Raw genomic sequence first — 17,184 nt, 5'->3', positions numbered from 1 at the left:
GTACCGGCCGGTGGCCGCCGGCCCGGGCTCGGGGCGCGGTCAGTCGGCGCCCCGGCCCCCGCGCGCCACGCAGTCCGCGAGATGGTCGTCGACCAGACCGCAGGCCTGCATGAGCGCGTAGGCCGTCGTGGGGCCGATGAAGCGCAGACCGCGCTTCTTCAGGTCCTTGGAGAGGGCGGTGGACTCGTCCGTGACCGCCGGGACGTCCGCGAGAGTGCGCGGCGCCGGGCGGACGGCCGGGTCCGGCGCGTACGACCAGATCAGGGCGTCGAGCTCACCCTCACCCCAGTCGGCCAGCACCTGGGCGTTGGCGATGGTCGCCTCGATCTTGGAACGGTTGCGGATGATGCCCGCGTCGGCGAGCAGGCGCTCCGCGTCGGCGTCGGTGAACGCCGCGACCGAGGCGATCCGGAAGCCGGCGAACGCCTCCCGGAAGCCCTCGCGACGGCGCAGGACGGTGATCCAGGAGAGCCCCGACTGGAACGCCTCCAGCGCGAGCCGCTCGAACAGGGCGTCGTCCCCGCGGACGGGACGGCCCCACTCCTCGTCGTGGTACCTGACGTAGTCCTCGGTGGACAGCCCCCAGGGACAGCGCAGCCGCCCGTCCGGGCCGGCCACGGCACCGCCGCTCATCGCGGCTGCTCCCCGTCGCCCCGGCCGGCGTCCTCACCGGGGGGACCGGAGCGCCCGGGCGGGGCCTCCCGGATGTCCGGCGCTTCCGCGCCGTTCTCCGCGGCCGGGCGGTCGCCGGTGGCCTTCCCGAAGAACCCGGGCCGCTCCCCCGGTTCGTCCCCGGGCCGCTCGTCGAAGAGTCCGGCCGGGCTGACCGCCGTCGCCTGCCGGCCCGCCAGCGCGGACTCCAGCTCGGCGATCCGCGCGTCCCGCTCGGCGAGCTCGGCGCCGAGCCGCCCGAGGACCTCGTCGACGTCGAGCATCCGATAGCCCCGCGCCGTCACGGGCAGGCGCAGCGCCTCGAGGTCGGCACGGCTCACGGGACGTGTCAGCGGCAGCGGGTCCACCAGCCGCTCGGGCGCCACGTCGGGAAGCACCGCCTTGTCACCGCCGCCGACCACCGCCAGGGTGACCGCGGCGACGACCACGACCATCGCGATCAGCAAGAACCAGAACACAGCGCGCCTCTCCCCGGAGCAGGAAACCGTCCGCTGCCGATCGTGCCATGCGCCACTGACGGTTAAGGTCGCAGGCGACCGATCGCGAGGAGGAAACAGCGGATGCAGGGGATGCACGACGGGACTCTGCGGCTGGGGCGGCGCGAGTTCGGCGCGCACGAGCCAGTGATCATGGCGATCGTGAACCGGACTCCGGACTCCTTCTACGACCGGGGCGCCACGTACCGCGACGAGCCGGCTCTGACCCGTGTCGAGCAGGCGGTGTCCGAGGGTGCCGCCATCATCGACATCGGCGGCGTGAAGGCCGGTCCCGGTGAGGAGGTGACCGCCGAGGAGGAGGCGCGCCGCACGGTCGGCTTCGTCGCCGAGGTGCGCAGGCGCTTCCCGGACGTGGTGATCAGCGTCGACACCTGGCGGCACGACGTGGGCGCCGCCGTCTGCGAGGCGGGCGCCGACCTGCTCAACGACGCCTGGGGCGGGGTTGATCCCGCACTGGCGGAGGTGGCGGCCCGGTACGGGGCGGGCCTGGTCTGCACGCACGCGGGCGGGGCCGAGCCCCGGACGCGGCCGCACCGGATCGCGTACGACGACGTGATGGCGGACATCCTGCGGGTGACGGACGCTCTGGCGGAGCGGGCGCTCGCGCTCGGCGTGCGCCGGGACGGGATCCTCATCGACCCGGGCCACGACTTCGGGAAGAACACCCGTCACTCGCTGGAGGCGACCCGCAGGCTCGGCGAGATGGTGGAGACGGGCTGGCCGGTGCTGGTCTCCCTGTCGAACAAGGACTTCGTCGGCGAGACCCTCGACCGCCCGGTCAAGGAGCGGGTGATCGGCACGCTTGCGACGACCGCGGTGTCGGCCTGGCTCGGTGCCCGGGTGTACCGGGTGCACGAGGTGGCGGAGACCCGTCAGGTGCTGGACATGGTGGCGTCGATCGCCGGGCACCGGCCCCCGGCGGTCGCCCGCCGGGGACTCGCGTAGGACCGAGGGCGTCCGGGACCGGCGTCTGGCCGGAACCCCGGCCGACCGGGACCCGGCGGCGGGCCCGGCACGGCAGTCCGCCGCCCCGGACCTGACCCGGACGGCCGTCCGCCGGGATCCGGTGGCACCCGCACCGGCCGTGCTCCGCCGGCCGGCCGGACCCCGCGCCCGCTCAGGCCTCGTAGCCCTCGTACGGGATCGGCGGCGGCGGGCCGGTCTCCTTGGTCACCAGGGCGACCGCCTCGTCCACGTCGTCCGTGACGTGGAAGAGCAGCAGGTCGCGCGCGGACGCCTTGCCCTCGGCGACGACCGTGCCGCGCAGCCAGTCGACCAGACCGGACCAGTACCGCGACCCGAAGAGCACGACGGGAAAGCGGGTCACCTTCCCGGTCTGGACGAGGGTGAGCGCCTCGAACAGTTCGTCGAGCGTCCCGAAACCGCCCGGCATCACCACGAAGCCCTGCGCGTACTTGACGAACATCGTCTTGCGGACGAAGAAGTAGCGGAAGTTCACGCCGATGTCGACGTGCGGGTTGAGGCCCTGCTCGAAGGGCAGCTCGATGCCCAGCCCGACCGAGATACCGCCCGACTCCCGCGCACCGCGGTTGGCGGCCTCCATCGCTCCCGGCCCGCCCCCGGTGATCACGGCGAAGCCGGCGTCGACCAGGGCCCTGCCGATCCGTACGGCGGCGTCGTACTCGGGGGTACCGGGAGCGGTCCGGGCGGAACCGAAGACGCTGATGGCGCTGGGCAGTTCGGCGAGGGCGCCGAAGCCCTCGACGAACTCCGACTGGATGCGCATGACCCGCCACGGATCGGTGTGCACCCACTGCGAATCGCCCTCGGTGTCCAGCAGGCGCTGGTCCGTGGTGCCGGGCTGGATCTGATCCCTGCGCCGCACCACCGGACCCAGCCGCTGCTCCTCCGGCCGTGCTTCCTCGGGATTGCCCATGACCTGCTCCCTCCGCTGTGGTGCACGTTCCAGGTCAGGGTAGGTCGCCGGAGATGGACAAGAGCGAAATTCCGGAGGTCGGATACGAGGAAGTCAGGCTGTGGCCGTTCACCCGTTGCTCGTCACGGAGCGGCAGCCGCGCGATCCGCACGGTGACGCCGCGGGGGCGGCCCGGCCTCGGGTCCGTACGGTGACGTCACGCGACGGCCGTCACGCGGTGAGCCACTGCCGCAGCCGCTCCTCACAGTGCGTGATCTTGTCGACGGACACGTGCTCGTCCCGCTTGTGGGCGAAGAGCGCATCGCCCGGACCGTAGTTGACCGCGGGGACGCCCAGTGAGCTGAAGCGCGACACGTCGGTCCAGCCGAACTTGGGCTGTGCCGTACCGCCGACGGCCGACATGAAAGCGGCGGCGGCCGGGTGCGAGAGGCCGGGCAGCGCCCCGCCGGTGTGGTCGTCGACGACGAACTCGGCGACGTCGCAGTCCGCGAACACCTCACGGACATGGGCCTCCGCCTCCGCCATGGTCCGGTCCGGGGCGTAGCGGTAGTTGATCACGACGGTGCACGAGTCGGGGATGACGTTCGTCGCGACACCGCCCTCGATCCCGACGGCGTTGAGCCCCTCGTGGTACCTCAGGCCGTCGATCACGGGGCGGCGCGGCTCGTAGGCGGCGAGCCGGGCCAGGATCGGGCCGGCGGCGTGGATGGCGTTGAACCCCATCCAGCTGCGGGCGGAGTGTGCGCGTTCCCCGGCCGTACGGAGGTGGACACGGAGAGTTCCCTGGCAGCCGCCCTCCACCTGAGCGTCTGAGGGCTCGAGCAGGACGGCGAAATCGCCCTCCAGCCAGTCGGGGTGGGTGTCCGCAATATGTCCGAGACCGTTCAGATGTGCGGCGACCTCCTCGTTGTCGTAGAAGACGAACGTCAGGTCGCGGTTGGGCTCGGGTACGGTCGCGGCGATCCGCAGTTGGACGGCGACCCCCGACTTCATGTCCGAGGTGCCGCAGCCCCACAGGACACCGTTCTCGTCGAGCCGGGAGGGGACGTTGTCCGCGATCGGCACGGTGTCGATGTGCCCGGCCAGGACCACGCGCTCGGAGCGGCCGAGGTTCGTCCGGGCGACCACGTTGTTGCCGTGCCGGTCGACCGTGAGGTGGGGCAGGGCACGCAGCGCCCGCTCGATCGCGTCGGCGAGGGGCTTCTCGTCCCCGCTGACCGACGGGAAGTCGACGAGCCGTGCGGTGAGTGCCGGGCCGTCCAGGGTGAGATCAAGCGCGCTTTCGGGCATGGCCCGACCCTAGCGCCCCGGCTCGAGCGCCTGCCGACCCGCGGGTGCGCCTCCGGCGGGGCCGGGCGGCACCGGCTCCGGGCCGGCGCAATGTCGCGAGGCTCGCGGGCGCCGGGAGGCGGGCCCGGGTCCGAGGAGGGGCGATCGGGTCCGGCCCCGGGTGGGCGGGCGGCGCGGGGGAGTCGACGGCCCGGGCCGGGATCCCGTGCCGGGCACCCGGATCCCGCGCGCGGGACCGGAGTCCGCGTGGGGACCGGGGTCGGCCGCGAGGCGCCGGAGTCCCGTGCGAGGTGCCGGCCCGGGCGTTCACGGGGCTCCAGTACGGTGGGCGCCGTGACCAAGACCGCCTCCCCCACCCGGCGCGGCCGCCCCCTTCGCCTCACGGCCGCCTTCGCCGTACTGCTGGCCCTGGTCGCGTACGTCGTCGTGCAGTACGTGAGCGGCGACGGCGCGCCGCGGTGCGTCGTCCGCTCCGGCGACGGAGAGGACCCGGACCGTCCCGGCCCCGACGACGGGAAGGACGGGGGCTCCTACGAACTCAGCCCGGAGATGGCGGCCAACGCGGCCACGATCTCGGCCGTCGGCACGACCCGGGGGATGCCGGAGCGGGCGGTCACCATCGCGCTGGCGACGGCCCTCCAGGAATCCGCGCTGCGAAACATCCGCCACGGCGACCGCGACTCCCTCGGCCTGTTCCAGCAGCGCCCGTCGCAGGGGTGGGGCACCCCGAGGCAGATCCTCGACCCGGTGTTCTCCGCCGGGGCGTTCTACGACCACCTCGCCGAGGTGCCGGGCTACTCGCGGCTGCCGCTGACGGTCGCCGCCCAGCGCGTCCAGCGCAGCGGCTTCCCCCAGGCGTACGCCAAGCACGAGCCGGACGCCTCGCTGCTCTCGGCGGCGCTCACCGGCCGCGCCTCGGCGTCCCTGACCTGCACGGCGGCACCCTCCACCAAGCCCGGCGACCCGGCGAAGGTCCGTTCGGAGCTGGCGCGCTCCTTCGGGGCGGGCGTTCTGCCCGCGGCCGGCGGCAAGGGCAGGGCGGGCGCCCCGCAGTCCTCAGAACTGACGGTTCCGGTCGTCGCCACCGCCCGGGGTGCCGACGACGCCGAACGCCGCGGCTGGGAACTGGCCCACTGGGCGGTGGCGAAGGCTGCGGAACTGCGGATCGCCGAGGTCTCGTTCGCCGGAAGGGTCTGGAGTGCGGAGAAGGCCGACGAAGGCTGGCGCACCGCCGGGCCGGACGGCTCCGCGGTGCGGATCCGGATCGCCCGCTGAGCCCTGCCCCGGCGTGCCGGCCGCGCCTCGGGGACGGCGCCGGGGCGGACCGCGCCGGGAGACGGGCGCGTACGCCGTCGGGCGGCGGACCGGACGGGGCGCCCGGCCGCACGGAACCCACTCTCCGGGGACCGCGGTTCCCGCCGCGGCGAGGACCGGCCTTCGGCCGTGAAGGCGGCCCGGCGGAATTCCGGTACCCCGGGCGATGGCGGATGCGGCTTTTCCGATCGCGCATCCGTCCGACCGGACACTCTCCAGAGTTATGCGGTGCACATCGCCGAGGAGTTTCCCCGCCGCGCCTCGGCGAATCCACGTCGGGTCCTCAATTTCCTTGCGCAACAAGAGAAGTGACGGTTCAGCAGACAGTCCGCGCATACATTGTTCGCCCGTTTTTGTCCACAGCCGATAATGCGATGCATTGCAAACTCTTTACCTTGTGCCACCGCAACCTTCACCGCCCTTCGAGGGGTTGTCAGTGCGTCCGATCGCCGGACACGCACCACAGTCACCACCCAACGTTCTCTCGTCGAAGGAGCATCATGTCCCTCCCCCTGACCCGTCGGATCGCCCGTGCCGCGCTGCTCGTCGCAGCCGGGGCAGCTCCCGTGGTCGGTGCGGCCGGCTCCGCGAACGCCGTGGACCTCCCCACCCAGGACCTGGGCAACGGCGGCCTGACCCAGCTCGACGGCGCCGCGGCCGGCTCCACGGTCGACGGCGCCGCGCGCGAGGCCGCCGACACGGCGAACCAGGCCGGCGGCAGGGTGGTCGGCACGACGCTCCCGGCCGCCGCGGACACCCTGGGCGACGCGGCCGAGACCGGCCTCCCGGCGGCTCAGGAGACCGCCGGACAGGCCGCGGGCAGCACCGCCGGCGTCCTCGGCGAGACCGCAGGCTCCGCGGCCACGCAGGGTCTGCCCGCCGCCCAGGCGCCGGTCGGCGGCGGCCTCCCGGACGCGGGCGCCACGCTGCCGGCCGGCGAGCTGCCGGTGCAGGATCTGCCCCTCTGACCCAGCCGGAGCGCGCGGAGCACACGGAAGGGTCCTCGGGAATCGGCGGATTCCCGAGGACCCTTCCGTGTGCCGCCGGCCGTGCCGCCGTGTCGCGCCACGGAAGCCCGTCCGTCACGAAGTCCGGCGATGCCGGCAAGTTCCGTCACGTTCCGGCAACGAGGTCCGTCGGTGAGTCCTTCCTGCAGCGCCTGCGGCGGGTGCGGGCCCGAAGCCGCGCCGGCACCCGCGGAGCCGACCGCCGCGGACGCCCACCGTGCTCACCCGAGGCGCTTGACCGCCGCCTGTACCCGCTCGTCGGTCGCCGTGAAGGCGACCCGCACGAACCGCTCCCCCGCCTCGCCGTAGAAGTCGCCGGGCGCGACGAGGACGCCCAGCTCGGCCAGGTGCGCCACCGTGTCCCAGCACGGCTCGTCCCGTGTCGCCCACAGATAGAGGCTCGCCTCGCTGTGCTCGATCCGGAAGCCGTGCTTCAGCAGGGCGTCGCGCAGGGCGAGACGCCGGGCTGCGTACCGGGCCCGCTGCTCGGCGACGTGCGTGTCGTCGCCGAGTGCCGCGACCGTGGCCGCCTGCACCGGGGCGGGCGTCATCAGCCCGCCGTGCTTGCGGATCTTCAGCAGCTCGCCGAGGACGGCCGCGTCGCCCGCGACGAAGGCCGCACGGTAGCCGGCGAGGTTGGAGCGCTTCGACAGCGAGTGGACCGAGACGAGGCCCTCGTACGTGCCGCCGCAGACGTCCGGGTGCAGCACCGAGACGGGCTCCGCCTCCCAGCCCAGCTCCAGGTAGCACTCGTCGCTGAAGACGAGCACCCCGTGCTCGCGCGCCCAGGCCACGATCCGGGTCAGCTCGTCCCCGGCGAGGACCCGGCCGGTCGGGTTGGACGGCGAGTTCAGCCACAGCAGCTTCAGACCGGCCGGGTCGAGGTCGGCTACCGGGTCGTCGTAGACGACCGGGGTGGCCCCGCAGAGCCGCGCGCCGACCTCGTAGGTCGGGTAGGCCAGGCGGGGGTGGGCCACCTTGTCGCCGGCACCCAGGCCGAGCTGGGTCGGCAGCCAGGCCACGAGTTCCTTGGACCCCACGACCGGCAGCACATTGGTGTGAGCGAAGGACACCGCACCAAGACGCCGCGCGCACCACGACACCAGCGCGTCCCGTAGCGCGGGTGTTCCCCACACGGTCGGATAGCCGGGCGAGTCCGCGGCCTCGACGAGGGCCCGCCGGACCACGTCCGGTACCGGATCGACGGGTGTGCCGACGGAGAGGTCGACGATGCCGTCCGGGTGGGCCGCGGCGGTCGCTTTGTACGGCTCCAGCTTGTCCCACGGGAAGACGGGGAGTCGGGACGATACGGCGGACACGGTGCTCACTTTCTCGTTCGTGCGGCGGACCGCCGACCGGTCGGGGCCGCCGGCTCAGGGCTGTGCGCTGTCCCGCGCCGGGCCCTCGGGTACCGGCGCAAACGCCGCGGTCCCGTACGGCGGACGCACCGTACGGGACCGGGGACGCACGATCAGCCGTTCTGCGGCGGCAGCGCGGCGATGAAGGGGTGGTCGCGCTCGATCAGGCCCAGCTTGGAGGCGCCACCGGGCGAACCGAGCTCGTCGAAGAACTCGACGTTCGCCTTGTAGTAGTCCTTCCACTCCTCGGGAGTGTCGTCCTCGTAGAAGATCGCCTCGACCGGGCAGACCGGCTCACAGGCACCACAGTCGACGCATTCGTCCGGGTGGATGTACAAGGACCGCTGGCCCTCGTAGATGCAGTCGACGGGGCACTCCTCGATGCACGCCTTGTCCTTGACGTCGACACAAGGCTGCGCGATGACGTAGGTCACGCTGTCGTTCCTCCTCGGTAGGGCGCGGCGTCCGGTCTGCGGCTCGCCGCGGGGCTGCGCGGGAGCGCGGCGTCGTCGATGCCCGCACCTAGTATCTCCGTTCCTGGGGATGATCCGAACAGGAGGGGAGGACTGAGCTGTGGAATTCACCGCAGGCGGACGACTGGAGGTTCGCATCACCCCCTCTGACGTGGGAAAACGCGTGTCGGTGCGGCGGCGCGCCGAGCCGGCGGACGGATCGGTGGAGTTCACCGACGCCGTCGGGGTTCTCACATCGTGGACCGGGGGTGTGCTGCTGATCACACGAAGGACCGGGGAGACCGTCCGCATCCCGGAATCCTCTCTGGTCGCGGGCAAGGTCGTCCCCGCGGCGCCGGCCCGTCGACGGGGCGTGCCGGCAGCGTCGTTCGAGGAGCTTGCGCGTGTCTCGGCCCGCGCCTGGCAGCCGGTGGAGAGCGAAGCGCTGGGCGAGTGGGTGCTGCGTGCGGCGTCCGGCTTCACCCGCCGGGCGAACTCGGTGCTGCCGCTCGGCGACCCGGGCATACCCCTGGACGCCGCCCTGGCGCGCGTACGGGGCTGGTACGCCGATCGTGGCCTTCCGGCCTACGTCCAGACCGCGACCGGCGCCGAGGGGACCCAGGAGGGGCTGTGCGCCGGACTGGCGGAGCGGGGCTGGGAGCGCGAGGTGAGCGCCGAGCTGCGCGTCGGCGGGCTCGCACCGATCGGTGACCTGGACGCGGACGTGGAGCGGGTGCGGCTGGACCGATCCGTGGACGAACCCTGGCTACGGCGTTACCAGCGGTTCGGTGTGCCGGGGCCGGATGTACTGGAAGTACTGGGTGGCGGCCCGTCGGTGTGGTTCGCCACCGTCCCCGGCGCATCCGACGTTCCGGCGGCGATCGGCCGCTGTGTGGTCGACGGACGTTGGGCCGGGTTCATGACGGTGGAGGTCGACCCCGCGTACCGGAGGCAGGGGCTCGCGACGGCCGTGATGGCGGCCCTGGCGCGGCGGTCGCTGGACGAGGGGGCCTCGGCGGCCTGGCTGCAGGTCGAGTCGGGCAACGAAGGGGCACGGACCCTGTACGAGGGGATGGGATTCGCCGTCCACCACCTCTACCACCACTTCCGATACTCCCGATCTTCCTGAACGGGTACGAGACGCATATGCAACCGCCACTCCCCGAGGCCGCGGGCCGGCGTCGCCGCTTCGCCGAGGAGGCGCGCTCCGAGCGGCCCGACCTCGCGACACTGTGCCTGCTCGTGGGTGCGGAAGCGGATCCGCGGCTGGACGAGGCGGGGCTCGACGCCGCCGAGATCGAGCTGGACCGGCTCGCGGGCCTGCTGCCGTACGGGACCACCGGCCCCCACAACTGGGTGGCCGCGCTGTCGTCGCTGCTCGGCGAGCGCTGCGGCTTCCACGGCACCCCGGACTGCTACCAGCGGCTGGAGTCGTCCCTGCTGCACGAGGTGCTGCGCCGCCGCCGAGGCCTGCCGATCCTGCTGTCGGTCGTCTGGATGGAGGTGGCCCGCCGCGCCGGCGCGCCCGTGTACGGACTGGCCCTCCCGGGCCACTTCGTCGTCGGCTTCGGCGACCCCGAGCACCCGGTGATGGCGGACCCCTTCGCGGGCGGACGTCTGCTGACGGGACCGGACGCGGAACTCCTCGTGGTCGGCACGACGGGCGCCCCGCTCGAGCCGTCGATGCTGACTCCCGCGGGCCCACTGGACATCGTCCTCCGCATCCTCAACAACATCCGCGCCTGGGCCGCCGCCCGCCCCGAGCACACGGACGTCGCACTCTGGGCCGTCGACCTCTCCCTCCTCCTGCCCTCCCACCCGGCTCGCCTCCGCTACGACCGCGCGCAACTCCTCGTCCAGCGCGGCGACTTCCTGGCGGGGGCGGCGGAGATGGACGCGTTCGCGGACGTCGTCTCGGCCGCCGAACCCGCGACGGCGGAAGCGATCCGGCGGAAGGCGCACTCGGCCAGGTCGATGCTGAACTGAGGCGCGCCGCGCGGGGGTCGTGCGGGCCCTCCGCGGCCCGTGCTCGGCTCCGCGGCCTCGCGGGTGCGCAGGTGGGCGGGTGCGGGTGCGCAGGGCCCGTCGACGGGCGAGTACGCCCGAACCCCCGGAAGGCGACACCGCCGGTACGTCCGCCGCCCTCCGGATCGCGCGGCGGCACGCGCGAGCCCCCGGGCCCCGGAGGACCGGGCGGGGGCTCGTGACGGCGCGTCGGCGCAGGCTCAGCCCTGTCCGTCGAGCTCGATCGTCTGCGTGCGCTCCTCGGGCGTCTCGCCGAGCAGCGCCTTCTGCATCGCCGAGGCCACGTCGTCCGCGGACAGCGGGTACTGCTTCCCGTCGCCCTTGGTGACCATGATCCCGTCGAAGACCCCGTCCAGAAGTTCCGTGATGGCCTGCTTGTTGTAGACCTCGACGAGCCGTCCGTCGACCGCCTTCATCGACAGGATCCTCGGCAGGGACTTCGCCGGCCCGAACTGGATCTCCTTGTCGCCCGCCCTGATCGTGACCAGGTCGGACATGGCCGGCTCGGCGAACTCCTTCATGGCCCGGTTCAGCTCGGTCTGGGTGATCGACGGCTCGCGGGTGGCGACGGGCAGCTCGACGTTGTTCACGCGCCCCGTCTCGACCTGGGCGCGGTAGGCGTCCCGCACCGAGATCATCGACTGCTGGACGTTCAGCGTCTTCCCCGCCTTGCCCGGGACCGGGACGGCCTTGCCCGGCTCGAACCTGATCGTGCCCTCGGAGGCCGAGCCGGACGTGCCCGCGAGGTCGGTCAGGGCGACGACGAGCTTCTCCTCGTCGACCGGGATGACCGGCTGCGCGACCCGCTCACCGCCGAACAGCGAGCCGATGACCGAGACGGGGTTGTAGTCGCTGCCCGCGGCCGCGCGGACGGTGGCCTGGCTGTCCAGGGTGAGGCCGGCCTTGTCCGGCGCGAGCTGGACCTTCTGGCTGCCGACGCTGAGCCGCAGCGGGGAGGTGGCGCGCTTGCCGAGCGCGGCCTCCAGCCTCGCCTGGGCCTCCTCCTTGGTCCCGCCGCCGATGTCGACGCCGAGCACGGTGGTGCCCTTGGGCACCTCGGAGTGGTTCAGCAGCAGCCCGGCGCCGTAGGCGACGGCGAGAGCGCCGAACGCGCCGGCGCCGGCGAGCACCAGCTTGGACCGGCCCTTCTTCGCCGGACCGGACGACGCCGGCGCGGACGACGAGGAGGACCTCGGCGCCGGCGAGGGGCCGGCCGTCGTCCGCGGCGCGGTGGCGGGGCCCGGGAAGTCGGGCGCCGGGAAGTCGGGTCCCTGGCCGCCGGGCCCGGAGGGCCACGGGGATCCGGCGCCGTCGGGGCCCCCGGGCTGGAACGGCGAACGGTGCTCCGGCGGCACCACGGGGATCCCGCTGGTCAGCGTGTCGCCCGAGACGTTGCCGCCCGGGCCGCCGGGGCCGGCTTCGGGCGCGGGCTTCTGAGGAGTGAGTACGGCGGTGTCGTCGCTCATCCGCGGCGGTCCGGCGGGACCTGCCCCGGGCACACCGGCGCCCGGGGCGCCGCCGGGCTGGGCGCCCGGAGCGAACGGCGAGACACCGGCGGCGGGACCGGTCGTGGGGCCCGCCGGACCGGCGCCCGGGGGCCGCTGCCCTGGTGCGGCACGGCCGGATGCGTCCAGGTCGGAGGACAGGGAGTCCAGACCGCTGCGGGGCCGGTTGCCGGTGCCGCCCGGTGCGTCGGGGAACCGGGGGGCGCCGGGCGCCTGCCCGTTCCGGGGAGCGGGTGCACCGGGCATCCGGTGGGCGCCGGTGTCCTCGGGACGCGGTCCCGGCGCGTTCGGCGACCGGCCGGGGCCCGTCGCCTGGGCCGGCACGGAGGGCGGCGGGGGTGTGGGGCTCGGCGCCTTGCGAGGGGCGAACCAGTCGCTGGTCTTCTCGTCGGCCGGCTTCTCGGGCGCCTCGGGCCTCCCGGCGTCCCGTCCGGCGCCGGCGGCCGCCGGTGCCGACGGGGCGGGCGCGGCCGGGCGGGGCGTGCTGCCCGTGCGCTCCGCCGCCCCCTCGCGGGGCGCGGGGGCGCCCTTCTTGTCCACGTCGCTCATGGGCGTGCGCATGACCACGGGCGGGATCGGGCGCGACCCGGGGATGTTGATCCGGATACGGGTCGTCAGCGTCGTCTCGGTCCGGGGCTCGTCCGGCTGCCGCACGGACGCGGGTTCGGCTCTTTCCTCCGGAGCGTCCTGCGTCGGGTGCAGCGACGGATACTGGCGGGATCCGTACGGCGGTGTCCCCGAGGGGTACGCGGCCCCGCCACGCCCCTGGGGGCCGGAGGGCGAACTGTCAGTTTCACGGCTCAAAGCAGGTTCTCCCGGTTGGCTCCGCCGCCCGTTCTTACTGGTTCTCGTTGCTGCGGGCGGCTCGGCGGCGCGCACCACCATACTGGCCGCCGCCGATCCGTATCCGGCGACCGCGGGAAGCGGCGTTCCCCGGCCGTCCCAGCGAGTATGGGCAATTCGGCCACAGATGGGACACGTCACTTGCCAAGTCGACCGGAGGGCCGGCCCGGTTGCGGCAACCGCGTCATGGTGGCACACATCACAGCCAGCACGGCCCCCCCGAACAGGAAGACGATCTCGCCGAGACCGCCTGCGAAGACACCGTCGCCCTCCGGACGTCCCGCGCTCAGCAGCAGCACGGCGGCGACCCAGCCCGCGGCGGGCGTGAGGACACCGAGTTGGGTGCCGGTGACACGGAGTCCGCCGTAGAAGAGTGCCGCGGCGCCGAGCAGCGCCAGGAGCAACCCCAGCGGGAACCAGGCCGCTTGGACCAGCGAACCGGCGGTGCCGACGGCGACGCCGAGCACGGCCAGGCCGATGTACGCGGCGACGCGCGCCGCCTTGGGGGGCCTGGCCGGCCAGGCTCCGGACCCGCTCATCACTCTGTCTCCTGTGTCGTCGTGACGGCCGGGCCGCCCGTCGTGGGGGCGGCGTCCGTGCCGGCGAAGAGGTCGCGCTCGCGTTCACCGGCGGGTACCCCCGGGGCTCCCCGCACCAACTGGTAGTACTCGGTGGTGAACAACGGCTGGCCCAGGTCGTTGGAGAGGGCGAAGAAGGGCCCGTCGACGGCGATCTGCGTGGCGTGGGCACGCATCGCGGCGGCCTTCCGCCCGGCGTGGCCGGTGCCGTCGATCTCCGCGGTCACGTCCGCGTCGTCGACCACGCCCGGGATGTCGTCGATGCCGGCGACGCCCGGGAACTCGACGTCCGCCGCGCGCAGCCGGACGAAGCCCTCCTCGGCCGCCGAGCGCGGCACCCGGTTCCAGTAGATCTTGGCGATGCGGTGCGGCGCTCCGAGGTCACTCCGGAAGGCCGGGTCGGCGGCGAGCTCCGCCGCACGCATGGCGACGCGGTGCGCCTGGATGTGGTCGGGGTGCCCGTAACCGCCCTGCGGGTCGTACGTGATCAGCACCTGCGGCCGCACCTCACGGATCACCTCGACCAGGTACGGTGCGGCCTCCTCCACGGGGGTGTTCCAGAACGCGCCGGGACGGCGGTTCTGCGGGACTCCCATCATCCCGGAGTCGCGGAAGCGTCCGGCGCCGCCGAGGATGCGGTGGTCGTGGACGCCCAGTTCCTTCATCGCGGCGGTCAGTTCGCCGCTCCGGTGCGCGCCGAGGGTGTCGTCCCGGTCCGCGGCGAGATGTGCGAGCCCGGCCGGGATCACCTCGCCCTCCTCGCCGAGGGTGCAGGTGACCAGGGTGACCAGGGCGCCCTCCGCGGCGTACCGGGCCATCGTGGCGCCGTTGTTGATCGACTCGTCGTCGGGGTGCGCGTGCACCAGGAGCAGACGACGGGCTGGGAGATCCGTCATGGCTCCCAGCCTACGAGGCCGCCGGCCGGCGCCGCGTCGGGGCGAACGCCGCCTGACGCGGGACTAGAACTTGAGCCCGCCGATCATGCCCGCCACGTTCGTCGTCAGTTCGGTGATGGTGGGCGCGATCGAGGAGCTGGCCAGGTAGAACCCGAGGAGCATGCAAACCGCCGCATGTCCGGCCTTCAGTCCGGATTTCCGGACCAGCAGGAAGACGACGATCGCCAGCAGCACCACCGCCGAAATCGAGAGTGCCACGGCGGTTCACCTCCACAGATATTCGGTCGGGAACGGGCAGCATGCGTGTGCCGGAAGGTTCCTACCCACCTAGCGCTACGGATCATAACTATCCGTTCGGCCGCATCGATCGGTGCACGGCAGCACACGGGGGCGCACGGCTGCGGCCGCCGTGAGCGCACCACGGGAAATCGGCGGACCGGCTCGGCTAGGTTCGGTCGCATGACGTCGAAGCGGCAGCTCTCCTTCCCCCGCCAGTACGCCAGGACGCAGCGCTTCACCCTCGGCGCACCCCGCGCGTTCACGGTCGCCCCGGACGGTTCGCGGGTGGTGTTCCTGAGGTCCCCTTCGGGGACGGACCGATCCCACCGGCTCTGGGTGCTGGACCTCGAGGGGGAGGTGCGCGAGCGGGTGGCCGCCGATCCCGGGGTGCTGCTGGGCGGCGCGGACGAGGAGTTGCCGGCCGAGGAGCGCGCACGGCGGGAGCGCAGCCGCGAGGGTTCCGGAGGCATCGTCGCCTACGCGGTGGACCGCGAGGCGGAGTTGGCGGCCTTCGCCCTGTCCGGGCGGCTGTTCACGGCGGAGCTGCGGGCCGGCACGGCGCGTGAACTGCCCGCCGCCGGGCCGGTGGTCGACCCGAGACCGTCGCCGGACGGGCGTCTGGTCGCCTACGCGGCGGGCGGCGCGCTGCGCGTCGTCGGTGCGGAGGGCGACGGGGACCGGGCGCTCGCCGAACCGGACGGCGAGCACATCTCGTACGGGGTGGCGGAGTTCATCGCCGCGGAGGAGATGGGCCGTTCGCGCGGTTTCTGGTGGTCGCCCGCGTCGGACCGGCTGCTGGTGGCGCGGGTGGACGCCTCACCGGTGCGGCGCTGGTGGATCGCCGACCCCGCGCATCCGGACCGGGAGCCGGCGGCGACCGCGTACCCCTCGGCGGGGACGCCGAACGCCGAGGTTCGGCTGCTGCTCATGGACCTCGACGGCGCCCGCACCGAGGTGCTCTGGGACCGGGAGCGGTACCCGTACCTGGCGCGGGTGCACTGGTCACCGGCCGGCGCCCCACTGCTGCTCGTCCAGACCCGTGACCAGCGCACGGCGCTGCATCTCGCCGTGGACACGGAGAGCGGGGCCACCCGCACGGTGCACGCCGACGAGGACCCCGCGTGGGTCGAGCTGTCGGCCGGGGTGCCCGCGTGGGCGCCGGACGGCCGGCTGGTGCGGATCGCGGACGAGGGCGGGGCCCGGGTACTGGCGGTGGGCGACCGGCTCCTGACCGGGCCGCAGTTGCACGTCAGGGCGGTACTGGACGTGGGCGGGCCGGACCTGCTGGTCTCGGCGTCGGCGGGCGCGGAGGCGGCGGATCCGGAGATCGGCGAGATCCATGTGTACCGCGTCGACGAGCGGGGGGCCGAGCGGGTCTCGGAGGGCGCGGGGGTGCACGGGGCGGTTCGCTCGGGGGCCGTGACGGTGCTCGCGTCGGCACGGCCCGGAGTGCCGACCGGCGCGGCGGTCCAGGTGCTGAGGGAGGGCAAGCCGGTCGCCGGCATCGCCTCGTACGCAGAGAAACCGGTCATCTCCTCCCGCGCACAGTTCCTTGAAGGGGGCGCACGGCGAATTCCGTGCGCCGTGCTGCTTCCGCAGGGCCACCGGGAGACGGACGGCCCGCTCCCGGTGCTGCTGGATCCCTATGGGGGGCCGCACGGACAGCGGGTCGTGGCCGCGCACCACCCGCATCTCACCTCCCAGTGGTTCGCGGACCAGGGCTTCGCCGTGGTCGTCGCGGACGGACGCGGCTCCCCCGGCCGCTCCCCCGGCTGGGAGAAGGCGATCAAGGGCGATCTGCTGGTCACACTGGAGGACCAGATCGACGCGCTGCACGCGCTGGCCGACCGGTTCCCGCTGGACCTCGACCGGGTGGCCGTCCGGGGCTGGTCCTACGGCGGCTACCTCGCCGCGCTCGCCGTGCTGCGCCGGCCGGACGTCTTCCACGCGGCGGTCGCGGGCGCGCCGGTCACCGACTGGCGGCTGTACGACACCCACTACACCGAGCGTTACCTCGGCCTCCCGGACGAGCAGCCCGCGGCGTACGCGGCCAACTCCCTCGTCACGGACGACGGCCTGACCGATCCGGCCGAGCCCGCCCGGCCGTTGATGATCATCCACGGGATGGTGGACGACAATGTGGTGGTGGCACACAGCTTGCGGCTGTCCTCGGCACTGCTCGCCGCAGGGCGCCCCCATGAACTGCTGCCGCTGACCGGTGTCACACACATGACACCCCAGGAGCAGGTCGCGGAGAACCTGCTGCTGCTCCAGGTGGACTTCCTGAAGCGCGCCTTGGGGGTCGCCTGACGCACAGTCCGACGGCCGGTCCCCTCGCCGCCGGGCGGGGCCCGCGAGCGCGGGGCGGAGAAGCCCGCCGAGACAAGGCCGAGGAGCGGCAGAAGGCCGTGGAGGGCGGTCCCGAGCCGCCGGGCGGAGAGCAGAGTGCGGCCGTCACAGGCCCGGAACCACCGGAGTGCCCGGAACGCTTCCCGGCCCGACCGGGGCCCGGGCTCCAGGCCCGGGACGCACGACCGGCCGGTGACCGGGACCCATGACGGAACCGGTGCG

At 73.7% G+C, this 17,184-nt stretch carries 16 protein-coding genes; 6 read left to right on the top strand and 10 right to left on the bottom strand.

Features of this window, described 5'->3' with window-relative positions; genetic code table 11:
* Window positions 1–39 precede the first annotated feature (39 nt).
* Both QMZ92_RS03570 and QMZ92_RS03565 read right to left on the bottom strand, forming a co-directional pair.
* Window positions 40–633 (bottom strand): DNA-3-methyladenine glycosylase I, encoded by a 594-nt coding sequence (locus QMZ92_RS03570; protein WP_283295758.1) that lies wholly within the window; start codon window positions 631–633, stop codon window positions 40–42.
* Window positions 630–1,130 (bottom strand): hypothetical protein, encoded by a 501-nt coding sequence (locus QMZ92_RS03565; RefSeq protein WP_502961985.1) that lies wholly within the window; start codon window positions 1,128–1,130, stop codon window positions 630–632. The genes QMZ92_RS03570 and QMZ92_RS03565 overlap by 4 nt, the downstream gene beginning before the upstream one ends.
* A 111-nt stretch (window positions 1,131–1,241) precedes the next feature.
* Here QMZ92_RS03565 and folP point away from each other — a divergent pair, with 111 nt between their 5' ends.
* Window positions 1,242–2,114, top strand: a complete 873-nt coding sequence (gene folP, locus QMZ92_RS03560; protein WP_283295860.1) for a dihydropteroate synthase — start codon at window positions 1,242–1,244, stop codon at window positions 2,112–2,114.
* 172 nt (window positions 2,115–2,286) lie between these two features.
* Here the strand turns inward: folP and QMZ92_RS03555 are convergent, their stop codons facing one another.
* Both QMZ92_RS03555 and dapE read right to left on the bottom strand, forming a co-directional pair.
* Complete coding sequence (locus QMZ92_RS03555) at window positions 2,287–3,066, bottom strand: LOG family protein (RefSeq protein WP_138053342.1); 780 nt, start codon at window positions 3,064–3,066, stop codon at window positions 2,287–2,289.
* Window positions 3,067–3,276: 210 nt separating this feature from the next.
* Window positions 3,277–4,356, bottom strand: a complete 1,080-nt coding sequence (dapE, locus tag QMZ92_RS03550) for a succinyl-diaminopimelate desuccinylase (RefSeq protein WP_283295757.1) — start codon at window positions 4,354–4,356, stop codon at window positions 3,277–3,279.
* Window positions 4,357–4,689: 333 nt separating this feature from the next.
* Here dapE and QMZ92_RS03545 point away from each other — a divergent pair, with 333 nt between their 5' ends.
* Window positions 4,690–5,631 carry a VldE C-terminal domain-containing protein gene (locus QMZ92_RS03545; protein WP_502961984.1) on the top strand — a complete coding sequence of 314 codons (942 nt, stop codon included), beginning with the start codon at window positions 4,690–4,692 and terminating at the stop codon, window positions 5,629–5,631.
* A gap of 539 nt (window positions 5,632–6,170) precedes the next feature.
* The gene (locus tag QMZ92_RS03540; RefSeq protein WP_283295755.1) at window positions 6,171–6,638 is read left to right on the top strand and encodes an ATP-binding protein; all 468 of its coding nucleotides are present in this window, start codon (window positions 6,171–6,173) and stop codon (window positions 6,636–6,638) included.
* A gap of 260 nt (window positions 6,639–6,898) precedes the next feature.
* Here QMZ92_RS03540 and dapC read toward each other — a convergent pair whose 3' ends face one another.
* Together dapC and fdxA are read right to left on the bottom strand one after the other, a co-directional pair.
* Entirely contained in the window at window positions 6,899–7,996 is a 1,098-nt protein-coding gene (gene dapC / locus QMZ92_RS03535) for a succinyldiaminopimelate transaminase (RefSeq protein WP_283295754.1), read from the bottom strand.
* Window positions 7,997–8,148: 152 nt separating this feature from the next.
* The gene (gene fdxA, locus QMZ92_RS03530) at window positions 8,149–8,469 is read right to left on the bottom strand and encodes a ferredoxin (RefSeq protein WP_010474859.1); all 321 of its coding nucleotides are present in this window, start codon (window positions 8,467–8,469) and stop codon (window positions 8,149–8,151) included.
* A 139-nt stretch (window positions 8,470–8,608) separates the two neighbouring features.
* Here fdxA and QMZ92_RS03525 point away from each other — a divergent pair, with 139 nt between their 5' ends.
* Together QMZ92_RS03525 and QMZ92_RS03520 are read left to right on the top strand one after the other, a co-directional pair.
* Window positions 8,609–9,616, top strand: coding sequence for a GNAT family N-acetyltransferase (locus QMZ92_RS03525; protein ID WP_283295753.1), 1,008 nt, complete (start codon window positions 8,609–8,611; stop codon window positions 9,614–9,616).
* Window positions 9,617–9,633: 17 nt separating this feature from the next.
* Entirely contained in the window at window positions 9,634–10,473 is an 840-nt protein-coding gene (locus QMZ92_RS03520; protein ID WP_283295752.1) for a transglutaminase family protein, read from the top strand.
* A gap of 239 nt (window positions 10,474–10,712) precedes the next feature.
* Here the strand turns inward: QMZ92_RS03520 and QMZ92_RS03515 are convergent, their stop codons facing one another.
* The 4 genes from QMZ92_RS03515 to QMZ92_RS03500 form a co-directional block, all read right to left on the bottom strand.
* Window positions 10,713–12,821 (bottom strand): hypothetical protein, encoded by a 2,109-nt coding sequence (locus tag QMZ92_RS03515; protein WP_283295751.1) that lies wholly within the window; start codon window positions 12,819–12,821, stop codon window positions 10,713–10,715.
* 176 nt (window positions 12,822–12,997) lie between these two features.
* Complete coding sequence (locus QMZ92_RS03510) at window positions 12,998–13,399, bottom strand: DUF6113 family protein (protein ID WP_283295750.1); 402 nt, start codon at window positions 13,397–13,399, stop codon at window positions 12,998–13,000.
* Window positions 13,399–14,334, bottom strand: a complete 936-nt coding sequence (gene mshB, locus QMZ92_RS03505; protein ID WP_283295749.1) for an N-acetyl-1-D-myo-inositol-2-amino-2-deoxy-alpha-D-glucopyranoside deacetylase — start codon at window positions 14,332–14,334, stop codon at window positions 13,399–13,401. The genes QMZ92_RS03510 and mshB overlap by 1 nt, the downstream gene beginning before the upstream one ends.
* 63 nt (window positions 14,335–14,397) lie before the next feature.
* A complete protein-coding gene (locus tag QMZ92_RS03500; protein ID WP_093652482.1) occupies window positions 14,398–14,592 on the bottom strand; it encodes a DUF2304 family protein in 195 nt (64 codons plus the stop codon).
* 201 nt (window positions 14,593–14,793) lie between these two features.
* On the opposite strand from QMZ92_RS03500, the gene QMZ92_RS03495 reads away from it, so the two are divergent.
* On the top strand, window positions 14,794–16,923 hold the full coding sequence (locus QMZ92_RS03495) for a S9 family peptidase (protein ID WP_283295748.1): 2,130 nt from the start codon (window positions 14,794–14,796) through the stop codon (window positions 16,921–16,923).
* The last annotated feature ends 261 nt before the right edge of the window (window positions 16,924–17,184 follow it).

It is taken from the genome of Streptomyces sp. HNM0645 (assembly GCF_030056615.1).
GTDB classification, from domain to species: domain Bacteria; phylum Actinomycetota; class Actinomycetes; order Streptomycetales; family Streptomycetaceae; genus Streptomyces; species Streptomyces marianii.
This window is presented reverse-complemented; position numbering and strand designations above follow the sequence as displayed.